Here is a 21,117-nt window from a genome sequence, read left to right on the forward strand (position 1 = left end):
AACGCCTAAAAGTAATTTTATTCGATAAAACGCTTTAATATGTAGGTTAATTCTGATTTATTCTCAATATGACTCATATGTCCATAGCTTAATTGATGACAAACTATAGAAGAGTCTTTTGTTTCTCTTAATATACGACTACTATCAACTACTGGATCTTTTAATCCAATGATGATTGTTTTTTTAGAATTCAAACCCTTATAAAATTCAAGCTTGTCTTCTCTAATGCACATGCCCTCTTGCGCTGCCATATAACCTTGTAAAGGTGTCTTTAAGGCTCCTTTCAAAGCAGATTCCAATTCTTTTTTATGAGTTGTTTTACTTTCCGAAGAAAATAAATTTGTAAACGACATACGCACCATAGCTTCATAATTATTTTGTGCCAGCTTATTGGCTCTTCTTCGTAATTCTATTCGCTCGTTATCATCTGCATAATAGGTGGAATTCATCAAACACATTCTTGAAATTGCATTTGGTTTACTTTCTGCTAAAGCCAAAGCAACATATCCACCCATAGAATGACCTATAATTGTATATCGTTTGATTTTTAAATGATTCAATACTGCTAAAACGGTATTAGCCATATCACTCATGGTATGAATATAGCCCAAACATCCCGTTTGACCATGACCCAACAAATCAACACAAATCACACGATGACTTTCAAGTAACGTGGGTTTAATATCTGTCCACATTGTTGAATTCTCTAGAAAACCATGAAGTAAAATTACCACATCACCTTTACCCTCATCTTTATAAAAAACTGGAATGCCTTTATACTGTAATATCATAGTTACAAAGATACAGTATGAGCGGATTTTGCAATTAAGTATTTACTATATTTGATGACAACCTCTAAAATCACTTTATTGAATTCTAGAAAAGAACTTTTTATTACAAGTTTTGGATTATTCTCTCTGTTCTTTGGAGCAGGAAATTTATTATTACCGCCTCTCTTAGGCTACAACGCTGGAGACAATTGGTTTTGGGTCGCTGTAGGTTTTATGATTACTGCTGTGGTGATTCCTATTATTGGTATTTTAGCTCATGCTAAGTTACAAGGGACTCTATATGACTTTGGCAAGAAAGTTTCTCCTCAATTTAGTCTCATTTATTGTATTCTCATTTATGTTATTGCTGTTGCCATACCATCACCAAGAACAGCTGCTGCAACACACGAAATTGCTATTCACCCATCCTTTGGGACGAGTCCGTTACTAACAAGTGCTATTTATTTTGCACTCGTTTTAGTGTTTGTTCTCAATCGCTCAAAGATGCTCAGCTTTATAGGTAAGTTCTTGACACCATTAATTGTGATTATACTATTGATGGTTATTGGAATCGGACTCTTTTCTTCGGAAATGGTTACGAGCACATCACAATTTGACACACCAATAGTTAGTGGAATCCTAGAAGGCTACCAAACCTTTGATGCCATTGGCGCAGTGGTTGTTGGCGCTTTTATTATTATTTCTATCAACTTGCGAAACAAAGGTAGTTTTGAAGAAAAGAAAACACTTATCGCTAAATCTGGTTGGATAGCTGGTTTTGGTTTATTTATAATTTATGCTGGATTGATTTCTGTAGGTGCATATTATGGATCTCAAATCGATATTGATTCAGAATTAAGTAACGATATGCAACGTGCAAACTTATTAAGAGGCATTAGTATTGCAGCTTTAGGGAATTTTGGAAATACTATTTTAAGCATCTTAATTTCATTGGCTTGTTTTACAACTGCAGTAGGTATAATTGCCGGAACTGCCGATTATTTTAAAGGTTTACTTGGCAATTCACAATCGGTTTATAGCATAACTTCAATTATGGCCTGCGTATTTGGCGTTGTTGTAGGTCAATTAGATTTTCATTCAATTATTGTCATCGCCATTCCTGTTCTATATTTTATTTATCCAATAACGATTGTGCTTATATTTTTAAATGTATTACCAAAACAATTTGCCACACCTATAGTGTTTAGAGCAGTAGTGATTGTGACATTAGTCTTTAGTATTCCCGATGTAATTGGGTTCATAAGTCCGTCGGAAGCCTTCCAAGATGCCATCAAATACATCCCTTTAGCAAAGCATCAATTAGGATGGGTATTACCTGCATTGGTGACGTGCCTAGGTATTGGGTTGTTGGCAAATAAAACAAAAGAAGCCTAAAACATTTGCTTTAGGCTTCAAAATATATTCTGAATAGTTCTATGAATTCATTATCTCCTCAATCTCATCTGCTTCAATAGGGATATTACGCATTAAATTAAACGGTTCGCCTGTTTCTTGAATGACAACGTCATCTTCCAAACGAATTCCAAAACCTTCATCAGGAATGTAGATCCCAGGTTCTACTGTAAATACCATATTGGCTTGCATTGGCTCAGTTAAAATTCCGTAGTCATGCGTATCTAGTCCCATATGATGAGATGTACCATGCATGAAGTACTTTTTATAGGCAGGCCAATCTTTGTTTTCATTTTGAACATCAGCTTTATCCAGTAAGCCAAGACCTAATAATTCTGAAGTCATTAATTTCCCAACCTCAACATGATAAGCTTCCCATAGCGCTCCTGGCACTAGTAGTTTTGTAGCCTCATCTTTCACACGATTAACCGCATTATAAACTGCTCTTTGTCTGTCAGAAAAACGTCCAGATACAGGAATAGTTCTGGTCATATCACTACTGTAATTGGCATACTCTGCACCAACATCCATTAGGATTAAGTCACCAGCTTTACACTGTTGATTGTTTTCTATGTAATGCAAGACATTGGCATTATTACCAGCAGCTACAATTGGCGTGTAAGCGAATTTTTTTGAGCGATTTCGCAAAAATTCATGCATAAATTCTGCTTCAATCTCAAACTCCCAAACCTCTGGTTTGACAAAGTTTAATACTCGACGAAATCCTTTTTCGGTGATATCGCAGGCTTGCTGCAATAAGTCTAATTCAATTTGATTTTTAACTGAACGCAGACGCTGTAATATTGGGTTACTTTTGGCAACACTATGTGCTGGATATTTATCTTTCAACCATTTGGTATAACGGTCTTCGCGTGTTTCAGTTTCTACAGAAGCTCTGTAATGTTCATTGGTATTTATATAAACCGTATCGCATTGCGTCATTAACTCAAACATGATTTTTTCCATGTCTTGAAGCCAATACACTGTTTTAATTCCGCTGGTTTCAAGAGCCGCAGGTTTGGTTAATTTTTCACCTTCCCAAACAGCAATATGTTCGTTGGTTTCCTTTAAAAACAGAATTTCACGATGCTTTTCTTTAGGGCAATCTGGAAATAACACCAAAATACTCTCTTCTTGATCAACACCACTTAAATAAAAAATATCACGATGTTGTTCAAAAGGCATTGTACTATCTGCACTTATTGGGTATGTATCATTAGAATTAAAAACCGCTAAACTGCTTGGCTTCATTTGAGACATGAAGTTTTTGCGATTATTAATAAAAAGTTTGCGGTTTACTTTGTGGTATTTCATGAGAATATGAGTTTTAATTCTTGATGTCTTCAAAAATAATTAAAACATAAATGTATTTAGGTAGCCAAATGGCCTTAATTTATATTTTTACGAATTCGGCTCATATGTCTTGAAGAAATTCCTAAAAAAGATGCTAAATAATGAAGCGGAACTTGTTGTAATAATTTAGGGTCGTTACTTAATAACTTTTTATAGCGCTCTTCAGGAGTGAGCGTCAATAAGTCGATACGATAATCATCAATGAGATAAATTTGATTTTCAATAAGATTGTAATAAAATTTATTGAACGCCTTATTGCTTTTTAGTAAATAATGAAACGCATCTATCTCAATTACCCAAAGATTACAATCGCTAATTGCTTTTATATTTTTCCTTGAAGGAGTATTACTAATAAAGCTTTTAAGTGCAGACGTACACGAATTTTTCATAGCCAAGTATGTTGTCTTCTCTTCTCCCAAAACGGCTATTGAATGCTGCAAAACTCCAGCGTCGATAAAACAAAAATAAGAGCAAACTTTACCTTCTTTGACAAAGAAATCATTCTTTTTTAAATCCATATTTTGGAATGCATTCGAAATTTCTGAAATAAACTCTATAAGCTCTAAGTCATTAATAATAGCTTTTAAATACCTTTCAAAATTTGTTTTCATCACTTCATTTAATTTTTAAAGTACTCTAAAAATAGGCAGATTATAATAAAAAAGGCGCTCCAAATATTTGGAGCGCCTTTTTTAATGTAATTACTATAAAGCTATTTACTCATAGCATTCTTTATCATTCCAACGATAGCCATGACAACTCCGCCTCCAACACCACCACCCGCAACACTGCCAAGGATGCTAGATAAGTCCATACTTGAAGAAGCTTCAGCAGCTTCTGCTCCTCCTAATCCCAGCATTCCTAAAAGGTAACCTCCAAGTCCGCCTCCTAAGATTCCTACGATTGAATTACCAAGTGTTCCTAAAGAAAACTTTTTCATTAGTGTACCTGCTAGATTTCCTCCAACAGCACCACTAACCAATTGAATAATTAAAGGTAAATACTCTTCCATTTTAATAAAGTTGTTAGTTAATATTTTGAAAAGTAATAAAAAATTTAGTTAAAAAAACAAAAATGATTCAATGTAATTAACATATTTATGAAGAATCAGTAATTATCACAGGATTTGTTGCGTTTTTTCTCAAAAGATCCATCATTCATATTTGTTATCTTTATGTGCAATTAAAATCAACCATCATGTTAAAACGAATTTGTTTCTTCTTTCTTAGTACTTCATTATTTATAAACGCTCAACAACCAGCAACATCCTCTCAAACTATAGAAGATGCCTTATCAAAAAAGCAAAACCTTAGCGAAACGTCTTTAGTAAAAAATGTAGCGTTTGAAAATATTGGACCAACTATAATGAGTGGTCGTGTTACAGATTTGGCAGTCAATCCTGATAATCCAACCGAGTTTTATGTTGGTTATGCATCTGGAGGTGTTTGGCACACTATTAATAATGGGACAACATTTAATCCTATTCTTGATACTTCGGAAACTCAAAATGTTGGAGATATTGCTGTTGATTGGAAAACCAAAACCATTTGGGTTGGAACCGGAGAAAATAACAGTTCGCGCTCTAGCTATGCAGGTATTGGTATTTTAAAATCTACAGATAACGGAAAAACATGGCAAAATATGGGTCTAAAAGACGCTCATCATATCGGTCGTATTTTAATCAACCCAAACAATCCTGATGAAGTGGTCGTAGGTGCCACTGGGCATTTATACTCTCCAAACCAAGAACGTGGTATCTATAAAACTACTGATGGCGGAAAAACATGGTCGCAAAAATTGTTTGTGGATGATATGAGTGGAATTATTGATGTACAACACAATCCAAATAATTTTAATTTGATGTTTGCATCATCTTGGACCAAAGACCGTAAAGCATGGAATTTCGATGGTAACGGAAATAATTCTGCTATCTATAAAAGTACAGATGCAGGTAATACTTGGGCAAAAGTATCAACCGAAAAAAGTGGTTTTCCTACTGGTCAAGGCGTTGGACGAATTGGTTTAGCCGTTTATGATAATAATATTGTTTATGCTGTTCATGATAGTCAGTTTCGCAGACCTTCCGAAGATAAAGACGACGATTCAGATATGTTTTCTAAAGATGATTTTAAATCGATGACTACTGATGGCTTTCTAAAACTAGACAACAAAAAGCTTAATGAGTATTTAAAAATGAATGGCTTTCAAGAAAAATATAGAGCTGATAATGTAAAGCAAATGGTGAGAAGCGGAAACGTAAAACCTGCTGATCTTGCTAGTTATTTGGAAGATGCCAACTCTTTGCTTTTTGACACACCTGTTATTGGAACTGAAGTTTACAAAAGTACCGATGGTGGAATGACCTGGAAAAAAACACATGACGAATACCTAGATGGCATTTACCACAGTTATGGGTACTATTTTGGTCATATTTATGTGGCTCCAAACAATGCAGATAACATCTATATCTATGGTGTGCCAATTGTAAAATCAAAAGATAGCGGAAAAACATTTAAGTCTATAAGTGCAGATAACGTACATGCCGATCATCATGCTCTTTGGATCAATCCTAAAAACCCTAATCACCTTATAAATGGTAACGATGGTGGTGTTAATATCACCTATGATGATGGTGAAAACTGGATAAAAAACAATTCGCCTTCAGTAGGGCAATTTTATGCGATTAATATAGACAATGCCAAACCTTATAATGTCTATGGTGGCTTACAAGATAATGGTGTTTGGGTTGGTGCAAATAATGCTCGTGAAAATAAACGCTGGCATCAAAGCGGTCAATACCCCTGGAAACGTATTATGGGTGGAGACGGAATGCAAATTCAAATCGACAGTAGAGATCATAACATCGTATACACTGGTTTTCAATATGGAATTTATTTTAGACTCAATTTAGAAACCGAGGACCAAACTTACATTCAACCAAAACATGATTTGGGTGATACACCTTATCGATTTAATTGGCAAACGCCTATTTTGTTGTCACCTCACAATCAGGATATCTTGTATTTAGGTGGAAATAAATTAATGCGTTCTATGAATCAAGGAAACGATTGGACAGCCATTAGTGATGACCTAACTAATGGAGGTAAAAAAGGGAATGTTCCTTACGGAACTTTAACAGCTATAAGTGAATCTCCTTTTCAATTTGGAATGATTTATACAGGAAGTGATGATGGATTAGTATATATGACTAAAGATGCTGGTGGACGTTGGGAAAATATTTCTAACACATTACCAAAAGACCTTTGGGTAAGTCGTGTTGTGGCTTCTCAACATAAAAAGGAACGTGTTTATGTCACCTTAAATGGCTATCGTTGGGATGATTTTAAAGTGTATGCTTATAGGAGTAATGACTACGGAAGCACATGGAAAGACATCAGCTCTAATATTCCTGCTTCACCTGTAAATGTGATTAGAGAAGATTCTGAAAACGAAAATATATTATACCTAGGAACAGATAATGGTGCGTATGTATCCTTCAACCAAGGTCAAAGTTGGGAATCGTTTAGTAATGGCATCCCAAATGTGGCTGTCCATGATATTGTGATTCAGCCGGAATCTAAACATCTATTATTAGGAACTCATGGTCGAAGTATTTATAAAACTGATATTTCGCCGCTTCAGCAAATGGATGATAAGATGCAGTCAAAACCGACAACATTATTTAAGGCTGAGAATACTAGATTTTCTCCACGTTGGGGAAGTTCATTTAGCCAATTTTCCGATCCTTTTGAACCAGAGTTAGGCCTGTCTTTTTATTCTAATCTTTCCGAAGAAAAAACGATAAAAATAATGTCAGAAAAAGGAACTTTACTCAACGAAATGAAAGTTAGTGCTGACAAAGGATTTAACTATGCAAGTTATGATTTAACACTTACTGAAAAAGGCAAAAAAGCATTGCTTAAAGAAGACACAAGCATTGATATCAATAAAGCAGATAATGGTAAATATTATGTGCCAAAAGGGGTGTATACCATTCAAATTGGTGAAGAGGAAACAAGGTTTGAGGTAAAATAAATCTCAAGTATTTCTCTTATACTAAAACTCTGAATCGATGCAAAAGCTAAAAATCCTTACATAATTTGTTTTAGCACTTGTTGTGTCCTTTGGTGATGATCAAGACAACGCACCTCGACCTGCACAACCTAAATTAATCATCAAGTTAAAATTTGATCCTACTCAAGAACGTTTGGGCCTTTGAAGCCCTAGGCTTTACTACACAAGGTTAAGCTCCAGAAGGTGCAACCACTGTTCCGAACCCATTATTTGAATCATCGCCAATTCCACAAGGTTCTTGTGTGGTTACTGGCGCGTTTGAAAACGGATTAAGCATCACTGGTAATGAAACCCAAGATATTACAGTTGCACTTTCATTTTCTATCAATAATAGCTTTGAGTGGACCGAAGTTAATGCCGATGACAAATACGAACCCGAAGCTGCAGAACAAGTGGTGGATACGGGATTGAGAGGTTTAATTCATAGTACCTCAAATTAAAGCATTATTAATTCAAAATCCAATATTGTGAAAATAGAATCATCTAACATTTGACAACTATTCACACTTCTTTTGCATTTTTTTGACATGATTTAATAAAGCATGATTTAGTTTTAACATAAAGTTTTCATAAATAAAACTAAACCATTTCTTTTTCCGTTAGATAAAAAGATATTTGCAAACAAATTATTACTACTTATGTTAAAGTCCGCCCTATTACTACTTGCATTGTTTATCTCATCTGTTACCTTTTCTCAAGAAGATTTAAATAATGACCTCAAAATATTTCTCGATTGTAATGTATGTGACCACACATATATGAAGCAAAACCTTGGTAATGTTCAATTTGTAAGAGACCAAGGATTGAGTGATGTACACCTATTTTTTGTAACACAACGAAATGGAAGTGGGGGACGCTCCTATGACATCGAGTTTATTGGTAAAAATGAATTTGAAAACATCAACTATAAACTATCATTTTCTACAGATTCTAATATGACTCGTGATGATGTTAGAAAACGGACGCTAGAATATATTAAACTTGGTCTTGTTAGGTTTTGGATTGCGAATGATAATATGACAAACGTATCTGTATCTGTCCCAAGCCCGGAAAATGAAACGGAAGAAAAGGACGAAATAGATCCATGGAATTATTGGGTATTTAGAGTAGGAGCTAATGGGTATTTTAATGGTCAAGAATCTAATAATTCTAGCAATTTAAATATCAATCTTTCTGCTAGACGAGTTACAGAGAAAAATAAATTTTCGTTTAGAGTCAATTTTGGTGAAAACAAATCAACATTTACTTTTGATGGTGAAGATATAGTTGCTATAAATAATAACAAATCTTTAAATGTTAGTGATGTTATAAGCATTAACGACCATTGGTCTTATGGGTTATTCGGAAATATTGGAACATCGACCTACAGTAACTATGATTTATTTTGGCGCTTAAGACCAGCTCTTGAATATAACTTTTTTAAGTATGAAGAATCGGCAAAAAAGCAATTAATCTTATCCTACAGAAATGGATTAGTATCTAATAATTACATCGAACGCTCTGTCTTTGGCGAAGAAAAAGAACTCTTAGTCCAACATTCCTTTCTTTTAGGTGGAAGTGTACGTCAAGAATGGGGGAATATTAACGGCGAGGCATCTTTCAGTCAATACTTACATGACACCACTTTAAACAATTTAGGCTTTTTCCTCGGCGCGAACATTCGTGTGTTTAAAGGCTTCAACTTTAATGTAAGTGGTAATTATCGTATCACCAGAGACCAAATAAATCTTCCTGCAGGAGACATTTCATTAGAAGAATTATTATTACAACAACAGCAATTACAATCTGGTTACAACTACTTTGTTAGTATTGGTTTTAGCTACCAATTTGGGTCGATTTATAATTCGATAGTCAACCCAAGATTCAACTTTTAATTAAACCCATTCTAAATAATTAAAATAGAAGTGAAAATTTGTAGCGCACATCTACTAACCCTATCTTTGTTGTACAAATAATTAACTACAATTATAATGAGCGGAATTTTAAATTCTTCGATTGGAAGAAAGTTTGCCATGGCACTTTCAGCTTTTTTCCTCATGTTTTTCCTTTTACAACATTTTGCAATTAACATTCTTTCTGTATTTAATGCAGATACTTTTAATGAAGTATCACATTTTATGGGAACAAATCCATTAGTGCAATATGCCTTACAACCTGTTTTAATTTTAGGTGTAATCTTTCATTTTGTAATGGGTTTCATTCTTGAATTCAAGAATTGGAGTGCCAGAAAAATTAGTTATGCAAAAAACAATGGGGCGGCCAATTCATCATGGATGAGTCGTAATATGATTTGGAGTGGATTAGCTATATTAGCTTTTATTGGACTTCATTTTTACGATTTTTGGTTCCCAGAAATCAATACAAAATTCATAGTAGGTGACATGTCTGGTCTTGCAGATCCAAATAATGTAGAAAGTGGTTTTAGATATTTTGAAGAACTACAACACAAATTTCATAGTCATGTAAGAACCATATTATATGTTATTTCATTTGTCTTTTTAGCATTACACCTTCTTCATGGTTTTAATTCGGCATTCCAATCGGTTGGCGCAAATAACAAATACACAAAAGGTTTAATGGGATTTGGTAAGGCATATGCAATACTTGTTCCTTTAGGTTTTGTTTTTATAGCATTATTTCATCATTTTAAATACGTATTATCATAGCATATGGCAACTTTAGATTCTAAAACACCAAAAGGTCCAATTGCAGATAAGTGGACCAATTATAAAAATCACATTGACCTAGTGAATCCTGCAAACAAACGTAACATTGATGTTATTGTTGTTGGTACAGGATTAGCAGGTGGATCTGCCGCAGCAACATTAGCAGAACTAGGATATAACGTAAAAGCATTTTGTTTTCAAGATTCTCCTAGACGTGCACATTCAATTGCAGCTCAAGGTGGAATCAATGCGGCAAAGAACTATCAAGGTGATGGAGATTCTACTTACCGTTTATTTTATGACACCGTAAAAGGTGGTGATTACCGTTCACGTGAAGCTAACGTATATCGTTTAGCGGAAGTATCAGGAAATATTATTGATCAATGCGTTGCTCAAGGTGTTCCTTTTGCTCGTGAATATGGTGGGCTATTAGATAACCGTTCGTTTGGTGGTGTATTAGTGTCTAGAACATTTTATGCTGCAGGACAAACTGGTCAGCAATTATTATTAGGAGCATATTCTGCAATGAATCGTCAAATTGGACGAGGAAAAATCAAAATGTACAACCGTCATGAAATGCTTGACGTTGTAAAAGTTGATGGAAAAGCTCGTGGAATTATAACACGCAACTTAATTACTGGTGAGATTGAAAGACATTCGGCACATGCTGTTGTTTTAGGAACTGGTGGTTATGGTAATGTATTCTTCTTATCAACGAATGCGATGGGAAGTAATGTAACAGCAGCATGGAAAGCTCACAAACGTGGCGCCTACTTTGCAAACCCTTGTTACACACAAATTCACCCAACATGTATTCCTGTTTCTGGAGATCATCAATCTAAATTAACATTGATGTCTGAGTCTTTAAGAAATGATGGGCGTATTTGGGTGCCTAAACATGAGAAAGATGTTGAAGCTATAAAAAATGGAACATTAAAACCAATAGATTTAGCTGAAGAAGATCGTGATTACTATTTAGAGCGTCGTTATCCAGCCTTTGGTAACTTAGTGCCTCGTGATGTAGCATCTCGTGCAGCAAAAGAACGTTGTGATGCTGGCTTTGGAGTCAATGCAACTGGTGAAGCCGTGTTTTTAGATTTCGCTTCTGCAATTCAACGTTACGGAAAAGAAACTGCTCACGTCAAAGGTTTAAATGAAGATGATGCAGCACTGGTAAAACAATTAGGGCAAGAAGTAGTAAAAAACAAATACGGAAACTTATTCCAAATGTATGAGAAGATTGTAGATCAAGATCCATACAATACACCAATGATGATTTATCCAGCCGTTCACTATACTATGGGAGGCATTTGGGTCGATTATAATTTAATGACTACTGTTCCAGGCTTGTACTGTATTGGAGAAGCAAATTTCTCTGATCATGGCGCAAACAGACTTGGAGCTTCGGCATTAATGCAAGGTTTAGCAGATGGTTATTTCGTACTACCTTATACTATTGGAGATTATCTTTCTGATGATATTCGTACAGGTCCAATTTCTACAGACACTAAAGAATTTGAAGACGCTGAAAACGAAGTTAAAGAGATATTAAATTTCTTCGTAACTAATGAAGGGCAACATTCCGTTGATTATTTCCATAAGAAATTAGGGAAAATCATGTGGAATAAAGTAGGGATGTCTCGTAACGTCAAAGGGTTAACCGAAGCCATCTCAGAAATAAAAACATTACGTGAACAATTTTGGAAAGAAGTTAAAGTCCCTGGAACTAATGAAGAATACAATGAAGAGCTAGCAAAAGCTGGTCGTGTTGCAGATTTCTTAGAATTAGGAGAATTATTCGCGAAAGATGCTTTAGACAGAGAAGAATCTTGTGGAGGACACTTTAGAGAAGATGCGGTTGAATTAGATGGTGAACAAAAAGGCGAAGCAAAACGTGATGATGAACATTTCGCTTTTGTATCAGCTTGGGAATACAAAGGAGAACCAAGTGATGCTGTTTTACATAAAGAACAGTTGGAGTTTAATGATATCGAATTAAAACAAAGATCATACAAATAAGGAAAGCTATGAATTTAACGTTAAAAATATGGCGTCAAAAAAACGCTAACGATAAAGGAAGTTTAGTTGATTACAAAGTCAACGATATTTCACCAGATATGTCTTTCCTAGAAATGTTAGATGTATTAAACGAGCAGTTAATTAATAAAGGAGACGTACCTGTTGCTTTTGATCATGATTGCCGTGAAGGAATTTGCGGAATGTGCTCACTTTACATCAATGGAGAAGCTCATGGTCCAGATAGAGGCATCGCTACGTGTCAATTGCACATGCGCATGTTCAAGGATGGTGATACGATATATATCGAACCATTTAGAGCAAAGGCCTTCCCTGTGATTAAAGATTTAATTGTAGATAGAACCGCATTTGATCGCATCCAGCATGCTGGAGGATTTGTTTCAGTAAATACCTCTGGAAATACGATTGATGCGAATGTAATTCCTATAAATAAACAAGATGCAGACACCGCCTTTGAAGCAGCTACTTGTATTGGTTGTGGTGCATGTGTTGCGAGTTGTAAAAACTCCAGTGCCATGTTATTTGTTGGTGCAAAAGTATCACAATTTGCTTTACTTCCTCAAGGAAAAGTGGAAGCTACAGATCGTGTTTTAAATATGGTAAAACAGATGGATGAAGAAGGTTTTGGAAACTGTACAAATACTGGAGCGTGTGAGGTAGAATGTCCAAAAGGTATTTCTTTAGAGAACATCGCACGTCTGAATCAGGAATATTTGAAAGCATCGCTTAAAGGTTAAATTATCCAAATTCTAAATATATATTAAACCCAAGTAGCAACGACTTGGGTTTTTTTGTTTCTTTATACCTCAAATTAAGCCATGACTAATCCCATTTCATTTTATAAAGCCGAATTAGAACAACATCAAAATGAAGTTGCTTCACTTCAAAAAAAGATAATACTTCTAAGCACTTTACGTTTATTGGTGTTTACAGCTACAATTACAGCCATTTATTTGGCACGCTCTAATTGGCAAATAGCAACTATTTTAGGTATAATAGGATTGGGTGTTTTTCTGTTCTTACTATCCAAATATACCGATACAAAAGGAAAAAGAGAACTTCATAAAGCCATAGTTCATATTAATGAAGAGGAACTAAAAATTGCTTCTGGTGATTTTCATCATAGAAATACTGGAGATCAATTTCAAGACCCAAAACATTTTTATAGTTTGGATATCGATCTCTTCGGAAAAGGGTCTTTCTTTCAATATATAAACCGAACTATATCTTCGGAAGGGCAACTTCAACTAGCAAATACGCTAAAAGCAAATACTATTTCTCAAATTGAAGAACGACAAATAGCCATAAAGGAACTTTCCGAAAAAACAGAATGGACTCAACAATATGCGGCAACAGCAAGCTTAATAAAAACCGATACACCTGCTCCAAAAATCATCGATTGGTTAAAAACTCATAAGTCCTGCATCCCAAAGTCTATGAAATGGGTGCCTTTAATTTTCTCTTTAATCTCAATAAGCTTATTAGGGTTGGGAATTCTTAAAGTGATTGATATTTTACTCTTTGGTTACTGGATTTTTGTTGGGTTTGCCATCACAATAATCTACCTAAAAAACATCAATAAATTAGGTTTAAATAGTGATAAGGCTAAAGATTCGTTTAGACAATATGCTTCACTTCTCCTTCAAATAGAAAATGAAAGTTTTACGTCAGAGCTTCTTCAAGAGAAACAACAACAAATCCAATCTGAAAACAAAAAAGCATCTACTATATTTTCTGAGTTTTCAAAACATTTAGATGCTTTAGATAATCGTAATAATCTTATCGGAGCCATCTTCGGAAATGGGTACTTGCTGTCTGATATTAGAAACGCTTACAAAGTAGAACAGTGGATTTCAGAGTACGCACACAAGGTAGAAGATTGGTTTGAAGTGGTCTCATTTTTTGATGCATACAACAGTTTAGGTAATTATGCTTTTAATCATCAAGAGCATGTATTTCCAGAAATTTCAAAAGACAAAACGATTATAAATGCTAAAGGTTTAGGCCATCCATTACTCAACGCATCTAAACGTGTGGATAGTGATGTGAAAATTAATGGGCAAGAATTTTTTATTGTTACTGGAGCCAATATGGCTGGCAAAAGCACATTTCTTAGAACTATATCCTTACACATAGTTATGGCCAATGTTGGCTTGCCGGTTTCTGCTTCATCGAGTACGTATTCGCCTGTAAAACTCATTACGAGTATGCGAACTAGTGATTCGTTAACCGATGATAGTAGTTATTTCTTTTCGGAATTAACACGATTGAAATTCATCGTTGATGCTATTCTAAAGGAACCGTATTTTATTATTTTAGATGAAATATTAAAAGGTACGAACAGTACAGATAAAGCGATTGGTTCAAGAAAGTTTGTCGAGAAATTAGTTGCTGGCAACGCTACTGGTATTATAGCAACACACGATTTGAGTTTATGTGAAATTTCTGATCAACTCGATGAAGTGAAAAACTATTATTTTGATGCTGAAATAGTTAATGACGAGCTTTATTTTGACTACAAATTCAAAAAAGGCATTTGTCAAAATATGAATGCGAGTTTTCTATTGAAGAAGATGGAGATTGTTTAAAAAGTGTCTAAAAAACAAAAAGCCCATTCTCTTTGAGAATGGGCTTTTAATATTATTGGATTAAAATTCGATTAAGCTTCAAACGGCTCAATAGAAACAAAAGACTTACCATCTTTCTTCTTAGTGAATTTTACTAAACCATCAACTTTAGCATGTAAAGTGTGATCTTTTCCTCCATACACATTTTCACCTGGGTGATGTGTATTACCTCTTTGTCTAACGATAATGTTACCAGATATTGCAGCTTGACCTCCAAAGATCTTAACACCTAAGCGTTTCGATTCTGATTCTCTACCATTTTTAGAACTACCTACTCCTTTTTTATGAGCCATTGTCTTAAGGTTTTATATTGTTATTAATTAACTTAATGCAGCAATTAAATCAGCTTTCTTCATGGAAGAAATACCTTCAATTCCTTTAGCTTTTGCCATTTCTTTTAACTGTGCAACAGTCATTTTGCTTAAGTCTTGAGTTTCCTCTTCAACTTTTGCAGCTGGCTTAGCTTCTGCTTTAGGTTCTGCTTTTTTAGTTTCTTTTTTCGGAGCAGCTTTCTCAGTTTTCACTGGACTTGCTTTTTTAGCTCCTGAAGCAACAATGCTTTCAATTACGATTTCAGATAAAGATTGTCTGTGTCCGTTTTTTACACGGTAACCTTTTCTTCTTTTCTTTTTGAAAACTATCACTTTATCACCTTTAAGGTGCTTTAAGACTTTTGCACTTACTTGTGCTCCATCTATAGCTGGGGCGCCTAAAGTTACATTGTTACCATCGTCAATTAAAAGAACGTTATCGAAAGAAACTTTCTTACCTTCTTCTGTTGCTAAACGGTTAACAAAAACTTTTTGGTCTTTTTCAACTTTAAATTGATGCCCTGCTATCTCTACAATTGCGTACATAGCGTAACGTTTTTATTAATTATTGTTATTCAAAATGTGTACTTTCTATTCAGAAAGCGGGTGCAAATATACATTCTAATTAGTTAATCTACAAACGATTTATACGTTTTGATATAGATTCTGTCTTTTTTGTGTAATCACAGTAAACAATGGGGGTTCGCCAATAAAAAAAATGCTTTAACCGCCTTAAAGCTAAGTTTTAAGATTTTTTTTAATATGAAAATTTAAAAAAAGCAATGCTATTTGCTATTTTTGTGGAATAGTGTAACATTTTCTTAAAATGATGCACTTATGACACTAGTTGAAAAGATTAAAACAAACTCACAATTAATTTAAAACAAACTCACAATGAAAAAATGCCTATTAATTTTAGCCTCTTTGGTGCTAGTTGGCTTTTCGGCCAATGCTCAACAGGTTGAATTTGAAGAATTTGACTTAGATAACGGACTTCACGTTATTTTACACCAAGATAACACGGCTCCTGTAGTAACAGTTGGTGTAATGTATAATGTTGGAGGAAAAGATTTAGGAGGTAGCCCAGAAGCGCCTCGTACTGGTTTTGCTCACTTTTTTGAGCACCTGTTATTTGAAGGAACCAAAAATATAGATCGTGGAGAGTGGTTTACAATTGTATCTTCAAATGGCGGAAGCAACAATGCCAACACGTCTCTTGATAGAACATACTATTATGAAGTATTCCCATCAAACAATCTAGAATTAGGCCTTTGGATGGAATCAGAACGCATGTTGCACCCAGTGATTGATCAAGTTGGTGTTGATACACAAAATGAAGTAGTTAAAGAAGAAAAACGTTTACGCTATGACAACTCCCCTTACGGACAGTTCTTGTTTGCTGTAAGTGAGAATTTATTTAACAAGCACCCTTACAAGAATAAGAATATTGGTGAAATGGCAGATTTAGATGCGTCTACTTTAGAGGAATTTCAAAAATATTTTAAAGATTGGTATGGACCAAACAATGCTGCTTTAGTTGTTGCTGGTGATATTGATAGCAAAGAAGCTAAAAAATTGGTTGAGAAATACTTTAAAGATATTGAGAGCAGACCAGTCCCTACAAGAAACTTCCAAAAAGAAGATCCTATTACAGAGACTATCGAAGCAAAATTTTTCGATAGTAACATTCAAATTCCCGCAATTATAACTGCATACAGAACACCTGGTTTTAAAGAACGTGATGCCTATGTGTTAAGTATGGTATCTGCATATTTAAGTGATGGTAAAACATCTAAATTATACAAGGAAATAGTTGATGAGAAAAAAATGGCACTTCAAGTAGGCGCTATTAATATTGATCAAATGGATTATAGTATATACGCCATTTATGGATTGCCTTTAGGAGAAACATCACTGGATGATTTGCTTGCCGAAATGGATAAAGAAATCGTAAAAATGCAAAACGAACTCATTTCAGAAAAAGACTATCAGAAACTTCAGAATAAATTTGAAAACAGATTCGTAAATTCAAATTCTAGCATTCAAGGTATCGCAAATTCTTTGGTAAGAAATTATGTATTATATGATGATATCAATTTAATTAACTCTGAAATTGATATCTATCGTTCTATTACTAGACAAGAAATTCAAGATGTTGTAAAAAATTACTTGAATCCTAATCAACGTGTTGAATTAGAATACTTGCCAAAAGAAAAAACTGACAACTAAAAAATAAACACATGAAATTAAAAATATCAATATTAATAGTAGCATTTTTAATGTCGGTTGGTGCATCTGCACAAGTTGATCGATCTAAAATGCCAGAACCAGGTCCAGCTCCAAAAATTTCATTGGAGAAACCTGAAGAATTTACATTAAAAAACGGTCTCACTGTTTTAGTTGTAGAGAACCATAAACTACCTAGAGTATCTTACTCATTAACCATTGACAATAAGCCAATGACTGTAGGAGAAAAAGGAGGTGTCGAGAGTTTAATTGGAGCCATGCTAGGTAATGGAACTAAAAACATCTCTAAGGATGAATTTAACGAGGAAGTGGACTTTTTAGGGGCAAGACTAAGTTTTAGTTTTAGAGGTGGTTTTGCTAGCTCTTTATCTAAATACTCAGATCGTATTTTAGAATTAATGGCAGATGCAGCAATCAACCCATTATTAACTGAAGAAGAATTTGGAAAAGAAAAAGCCAAGCTTATTGACGGTTTAAAAACTGAAGCAAATAGTGTTGATGCTGTTGCTGGTAGAGTTGGTTCTGCCTTAGCTTATGGAAAAAATCATCCTTATGGCGAATTCACTACTGAAGAAACAGTAAATAATGTGACTTACGGAGATGCTGTTGCATTTTATGAAAAATATTTCAATCCGAACAATGCTTATTTAGTTGTGGTTGGTGATGTGAAGTATAAAGATGTTAAGAAACAAATAGAAAAGCATTTTTCTAAATGGATAAAATCTGTAGGAATTGCTTATACAGTTCCAAATGAGGCTCCTAATGCACAATACACACAAATCAACTTTGTGGATATGCCTAATGCGGTTCAGTCAAACATTTCATTAACTAACAACGTGGATTTAGAAATGAAAGACGACGATTACCACTCTGTATTGATTGCTAATAAAATTCTAGGTGGAGGTTTTAATAGTTACTTAAACATGAATCTTCGTGAAGAGCATGGTTACACCTATGGAGCAAGATCAGGTATTGGAACAGACAAATACGCTTCTCGTTTTAGAGCTGGTGCAGCTGTAAGAAATATGGTTACAGATAGTGCTGTAGTTAATACCTTAAAAGAGATTAATCGTATTAAGACAGAACCTGTTGAACAAGACATGCTTAAAAATGCGAAAGCTAAATATGTTGGAGATTTTGTGCTGGCTTTAGAAAGCCCTCAAACTATTGCTCGTTATGCTTTAAATATAAAGCTGAATGATCTTCCAGATGATTTTTACACAACATACTTACAAAAGATTAATGCAGTGACTGCAGATGATGTAAATCGTGTAGCTAATAAATATTTCAAAACTGAAAATGCTCGTATTGTTGTTATTGGAAAAGGTAGTGAAGTATTAGAAAACCTCGAAAAAACAGGTATTCCTATTAAATACTACGATAAATATGCTACTGCAACAGATAAGCCTTCTTATGAGATAGAAATGCCAGCAGATATGGATGCTTCTAAAGTCATGCAAGCCTATATTGATGCTGTTGGTGGAAGAGTTGCATTAGATAAAGTAAACTCGGTTTTTATGACTGCTGAAGCAGAATTACAACCAGGTATGATGATGAATTTGGAAATGAAGAAAACTGTAAAAAACCAAATGCTACAAGAAATCAATGTGATGGGGCAATCTCAAAAACAGGTTTTAGATGGTAATACAGGTTACTCTTTTTCACAAGGACAAAAGAAAGACATGACCGAAGAGGAAGTAAAAGAAGCTCAAGTAGAATCTTCTCCGTTTCCTGAAGTTAACTATCTAAATGGTGGTGTGACTTTAGAAAAAATCGAAATGGTTGATGGCGAGAAAGCTTACAAAATCAATGTAGATGAAAAAACAACTATCTACTATAATGTAGATACGGGTTTAAAAATTAAAGAGGTTAAAACTAGTGAAGCTGGAGCTCAATCTACGTTCTACGGAGATTACAAAGACGTTGCCGGAATTAAATTCCCGTTTACTATTGGTCAAACAATGGGACCTAGACGTTTTGATTTCAAAATAAAAGAAATTAAAGTAAACGAAGGTGTAAGTGATGCCGATTTCGACTAAGATATAATACACTTAATTATAAAAATCCGGAGCATCAATTGCTTCGGATTTTTTTTTATGCATGTCTTTTGTTCGCTAAGTAAACACCCAGAAGAATAATGACACCAGCGATGACTTGCATAAAGCCGAAAGTTTCTCCGTCCAATAATCCCCAAACTAATGCTACAATAGGCATTAAATAGGTTACTGAAGAGGCAAATACAGGTGTGGAAATCTGAACCAAACTATTAAACAAAACCTTCGCGAGCGCAGTTCCAAATAATGATAAAATAACAACGTATACCATTGCCATTTCAAAATGTGAATTACTATAGGTCTTTTCAGAAAAAAAATCAGTGAACAATAAAACAACTAGTGCTGGGAGCATAATAGCAACATAGTTGCCTGTTGCAATACCTAACGGTTTTACGTTTTGAAGATGCTTCTTTATAATATTCACATTTAAAGCATACATCACAGTAGCAATGATAACATAACCAGCGTATAAATAATTTTGATTCGGATTTAAATCTGCTCCTTTTAATATCAATATACTCGTCCCAATAAAACCAATTATTACACCCAGTATTTGACGCTTGGTAGATGCTATTCTAAAAATGGCAAAACCAAATAACACCGTATTAAGAGGTACTAGAGAATTTAGAATTGAAGCTATAGCACTGTCAATTTCAGTTTCAGCAATAGCGAATAAAAAGGCAGGAATAAAAGACCCCAAAAACCCAGTAATGACAATCCATTTCCACTCTCTTTTATTAATGGCCTTTAAACTTTTTAAACCTACAGCAAATAAAAAAATACCGGTAATGATTGTTCGTAATGCCCCTAATTGATAAGGAGTTAAACCTAGTAAGGATTTCTTAATTAGAACAAAAGAACTACCCCAGATTATCGATAAAATAAGTAGATAGACCCATTTTTTGGTTGTGTTCTGCATAAGTTATCTTAACTAATTCACAAAATTCGTTAATTTTCATGCAAGAAACATCAATATTTATTAAGTTTGTTTATAAATCTATTCTAAATAACTATGAAGACATTACAAAATATATTGGCAATTGCGCTAATTTCTATATCAATGATTGCCTGTAAGAGTGAAACAAGCCCTGAGGTAAAAACTATTGAGACTACTTCAGAAATTAATACGAATGCTGCCAAAAAACTAAATCCCAATGCCACTTATGCTAAAGCAGAATTTGGTATTGAAGGAATGACTTGTGCAATGGGTTGTGCAAAGACTATCGAAAAGAAAATCGCTAAGATGGATGGTGTGAAATCTGCAAAAGTAGATTTCGAAAAAGAAATTGCAATGGTTGAGTATGATGAAGCTATGGTAACTCCTAAAACATTAGAAGAGGCAGTAGCTAAAGCAGGTGATACTTATAAAGTAAAAGACATGAAAACTGTCGATTCTTTTTCTTCTGAAAAACATGTATGCAAAGCAGATTGTGATAAAGAAGCTTGTGCCAACAAAACGGATGCCGAAAAAGCAGCTTGCAAAAAAGACTGTAAAAAAGACTGTTGCGCTACTAAAGCGTAACCGTAACATTTATATAGTTAAAAAACCACTCATTTTGAGTGGT

At 34.4% G+C, this 21,117-nt stretch carries 18 protein-coding genes; 10 read left to right on the top strand and 8 right to left on the bottom strand.

What is annotated here, in order from left to right; all coding sequences use genetic code 11:
• Positions 1–17: 17 nt before the first annotated feature.
• The gene (locus tag V7719_RS09835; RefSeq protein WP_335729731.1) at positions 18–791 is read right to left on the bottom strand and encodes an alpha/beta fold hydrolase; all 774 of its coding nucleotides are present in this window, start codon (positions 789–791) and stop codon (positions 18–20) included.
• 78 nt (positions 792–869) lie between these two features.
• On the opposite strand from V7719_RS09835, the gene brnQ reads away from it, so the two are divergent.
• Positions 870–2,165: a branched-chain amino acid transport system II carrier protein gene (brnQ, locus tag V7719_RS09840; RefSeq protein ID WP_335729732.1), complete on the top strand. Its 1,296-nt coding sequence runs from the start codon at positions 870–872 to the stop codon at positions 2,163–2,165.
• A gap of 39 nt (positions 2,166–2,204) precedes the next feature.
• Here the strand turns inward: brnQ and V7719_RS09845 are convergent, their stop codons facing one another.
• From V7719_RS09845 to V7719_RS09855, 3 genes are all read right to left on the bottom strand, one after another.
• Positions 2,205–3,497, bottom strand: a complete 1,293-nt coding sequence (locus V7719_RS09845) for an aminopeptidase P family protein (RefSeq protein WP_335729733.1) — start codon at positions 3,495–3,497, stop codon at positions 2,205–2,207.
• A gap of 74 nt (positions 3,498–3,571) precedes the next feature.
• A complete protein-coding gene (locus V7719_RS09850; RefSeq protein WP_335729734.1) occupies positions 3,572–4,147 on the bottom strand; it encodes a Crp/Fnr family transcriptional regulator in 576 nt (191 codons plus the stop codon).
• 101 nt (positions 4,148–4,248) lie between these two features.
• Positions 4,249–4,548, bottom strand: coding sequence for a hypothetical protein (locus V7719_RS09855; protein ID WP_335729735.1), 300 nt, complete (start codon positions 4,546–4,548; stop codon positions 4,249–4,251).
• Between the two features lie 185 nt (positions 4,549–4,733).
• Between V7719_RS09855 and V7719_RS09860 the strand changes: the two genes are divergently transcribed.
• Positions 4,734–7,571, top strand: coding sequence for a VPS10 domain-containing protein (locus V7719_RS09860; RefSeq protein ID WP_335729736.1), 2,838 nt, complete (start codon positions 4,734–4,736; stop codon positions 7,569–7,571).
• Positions 7,572–7,779: 208 nt separating this feature from the next.
• Here the strand turns inward: V7719_RS09860 and V7719_RS09865 are convergent, their stop codons facing one another.
• Positions 7,780–7,938, bottom strand: a complete 159-nt coding sequence (locus V7719_RS09865; RefSeq protein WP_335729737.1) for a hypothetical protein — start codon at positions 7,936–7,938, stop codon at positions 7,780–7,782.
• 310 nt (positions 7,939–8,248) lie between these two features.
• Between V7719_RS09865 and V7719_RS09870 the strand changes: the two genes are divergently transcribed.
• The 5 genes from V7719_RS09870 (at position 8,249) to V7719_RS09890 (ending at position 14,901) form a co-directional block, all read left to right on the top strand.
• Positions 8,249–9,484, top strand: a complete 1,236-nt coding sequence (locus V7719_RS09870; RefSeq protein WP_335729738.1) for a hypothetical protein — start codon at positions 8,249–8,251, stop codon at positions 9,482–9,484.
• A 96-nt stretch (positions 9,485–9,580) separates the two neighbouring features.
• Positions 9,581–10,276: a succinate dehydrogenase cytochrome b subunit gene (locus tag V7719_RS09875; RefSeq protein WP_335729739.1), complete on the top strand. Its 696-nt coding sequence runs from the start codon at positions 9,581–9,583 to the stop codon at positions 10,274–10,276.
• A 3-nt stretch (positions 10,277–10,279) separates the two neighbouring features.
• Complete coding sequence (locus V7719_RS09880) at positions 10,280–12,295, top strand: fumarate reductase/succinate dehydrogenase flavoprotein subunit (RefSeq protein WP_335729740.1); 2,016 nt, start codon at positions 10,280–10,282, stop codon at positions 12,293–12,295.
• Positions 12,296–12,303: 8 nt separating this feature from the next.
• Positions 12,304–13,050 carry a succinate dehydrogenase/fumarate reductase iron-sulfur subunit gene (locus V7719_RS09885; protein WP_335729741.1) on the top strand — a complete coding sequence of 249 codons (747 nt, stop codon included), beginning with the start codon at positions 12,304–12,306 and terminating at the stop codon, positions 13,048–13,050.
• An 81-nt stretch (positions 13,051–13,131) separates the two neighbouring features.
• Positions 13,132–14,901 (top strand): MutS-related protein, encoded by a 1,770-nt coding sequence (locus tag V7719_RS09890; RefSeq protein WP_335729742.1) that lies wholly within the window; start codon positions 13,132–13,134, stop codon positions 14,899–14,901.
• Between the two features lie 71 nt (positions 14,902–14,972).
• Here the strand turns inward: V7719_RS09890 and rpmA are convergent, their stop codons facing one another.
• Both rpmA and rplU read right to left on the bottom strand, forming a co-directional pair.
• Complete coding sequence (rpmA, locus tag V7719_RS09895) at positions 14,973–15,233, bottom strand: 50S ribosomal protein L27 (RefSeq protein WP_335729743.1); 261 nt, start codon at positions 15,231–15,233, stop codon at positions 14,973–14,975.
• A gap of 27 nt (positions 15,234–15,260) precedes the next feature.
• A complete protein-coding gene (gene rplU, locus V7719_RS09900) occupies positions 15,261–15,797 on the bottom strand; it encodes a 50S ribosomal protein L21 (protein ID WP_335729744.1) in 537 nt (178 codons plus the stop codon).
• Positions 15,798–16,145: 348 nt separating this feature from the next.
• Here rplU and V7719_RS09905 point away from each other — a divergent pair, with 348 nt between their 5' ends.
• Both V7719_RS09905 and V7719_RS09910 read left to right on the top strand, forming a co-directional pair.
• Positions 16,146–17,480, top strand: a complete 1,335-nt coding sequence (locus V7719_RS09905; protein WP_335729745.1) for a M16 family metallopeptidase — start codon at positions 16,146–16,148, stop codon at positions 17,478–17,480.
• Positions 17,481–17,491: 11 nt separating this feature from the next.
• Entirely contained in the window at positions 17,492–19,537 is a 2,046-nt protein-coding gene (locus V7719_RS09910) for a M16 family metallopeptidase (protein WP_335729746.1), read from the top strand.
• 55 nt (positions 19,538–19,592) lie between these two features.
• Here V7719_RS09910 and V7719_RS09915 read toward each other — a convergent pair whose 3' ends face one another.
• Positions 19,593–20,471, bottom strand: coding sequence for a DMT family transporter (locus V7719_RS09915; protein WP_335729747.1), 879 nt, complete (start codon positions 20,469–20,471; stop codon positions 19,593–19,595).
• Between the two features lie 93 nt (positions 20,472–20,564).
• Here V7719_RS09915 and V7719_RS09920 point away from each other — a divergent pair, with 93 nt between their 5' ends.
• Positions 20,565–21,074: a heavy-metal-associated domain-containing protein gene (locus V7719_RS09920; protein ID WP_335729748.1), complete on the top strand. Its 510-nt coding sequence runs from the start codon at positions 20,565–20,567 to the stop codon at positions 21,072–21,074.
• Positions 21,075–21,117: the final 43 nt, after the last annotated feature.

The sequence above is a fragment of the Psychroserpens sp. genome (assembly GCF_036960315.1).
Classification (GTDB): domain Bacteria; phylum Bacteroidota; class Bacteroidia; order Flavobacteriales; family Flavobacteriaceae; genus Psychroserpens.

Coding starts and splice junctions, on each gene's coding strand:
- V7719_RS09835 (WP_335729731.1), bottom strand. CDS start 791: ATGATATTACAGTATAAAGGCATTCCAGTTTTTTATAAAGATGAGGGT.
- V7719_RS09845 (WP_335729733.1), bottom strand. CDS start 3,497: ATGAAATACCACAAAGTAAACCGCAAACTTTTTATTAATAATCGCAAA.
- V7719_RS09850 (WP_335729734.1), bottom strand. CDS start 4,147: ATGAAAACAAATTTTGAAAGGTATTTAAAAGCTATTATTAATGACTTA.
- V7719_RS09855 (WP_335729735.1), bottom strand. CDS start 4,548: ATGGAAGAGTATTTACCTTTAATTATTCAATTGGTTAGTGGTGCTGTT.
- V7719_RS09860 (WP_335729736.1), top strand. CDS start 4,734: ATGTTAAAACGAATTTGTTTCTTCTTTCTTAGTACTTCATTATTTATA.
- V7719_RS09870 (WP_335729738.1), top strand. CDS start 8,249: ATGTTAAAGTCCGCCCTATTACTACTTGCATTGTTTATCTCATCTGTT.
- V7719_RS09875 (WP_335729739.1), top strand. CDS start 9,581: ATGAGCGGAATTTTAAATTCTTCGATTGGAAGAAAGTTTGCCATGGCA.
- V7719_RS09880 (WP_335729740.1), top strand. CDS start 10,280: ATGGCAACTTTAGATTCTAAAACACCAAAAGGTCCAATTGCAGATAAG.
- V7719_RS09885 (WP_335729741.1), top strand. CDS start 12,304: ATGAATTTAACGTTAAAAATATGGCGTCAAAAAAACGCTAACGATAAA.
- V7719_RS09890 (WP_335729742.1), top strand. CDS start 13,132: ATGACTAATCCCATTTCATTTTATAAAGCCGAATTAGAACAACATCAA.
- rpmA (WP_335729743.1), bottom strand. CDS start 15,233: ATGGCTCATAAAAAAGGAGTAGGTAGTTCTAAAAATGGTAGAGAATCA.
- rplU (WP_335729744.1), bottom strand. CDS start 15,797: ATGTACGCAATTGTAGAGATAGCAGGGCATCAATTTAAAGTTGAAAAA.
- V7719_RS09905 (WP_335729745.1), top strand. CDS start 16,146: ATGAAAAAATGCCTATTAATTTTAGCCTCTTTGGTGCTAGTTGGCTTT.
- V7719_RS09910 (WP_335729746.1), top strand. CDS start 17,492: ATGAAATTAAAAATATCAATATTAATAGTAGCATTTTTAATGTCGGTT.
- V7719_RS09915 (WP_335729747.1), bottom strand. CDS start 20,471: ATGCAGAACACAACCAAAAAATGGGTCTATCTACTTATTTTATCGATA.
- V7719_RS09920 (WP_335729748.1), top strand. CDS start 20,565: ATGAAGACATTACAAAATATATTGGCAATTGCGCTAATTTCTATATCA.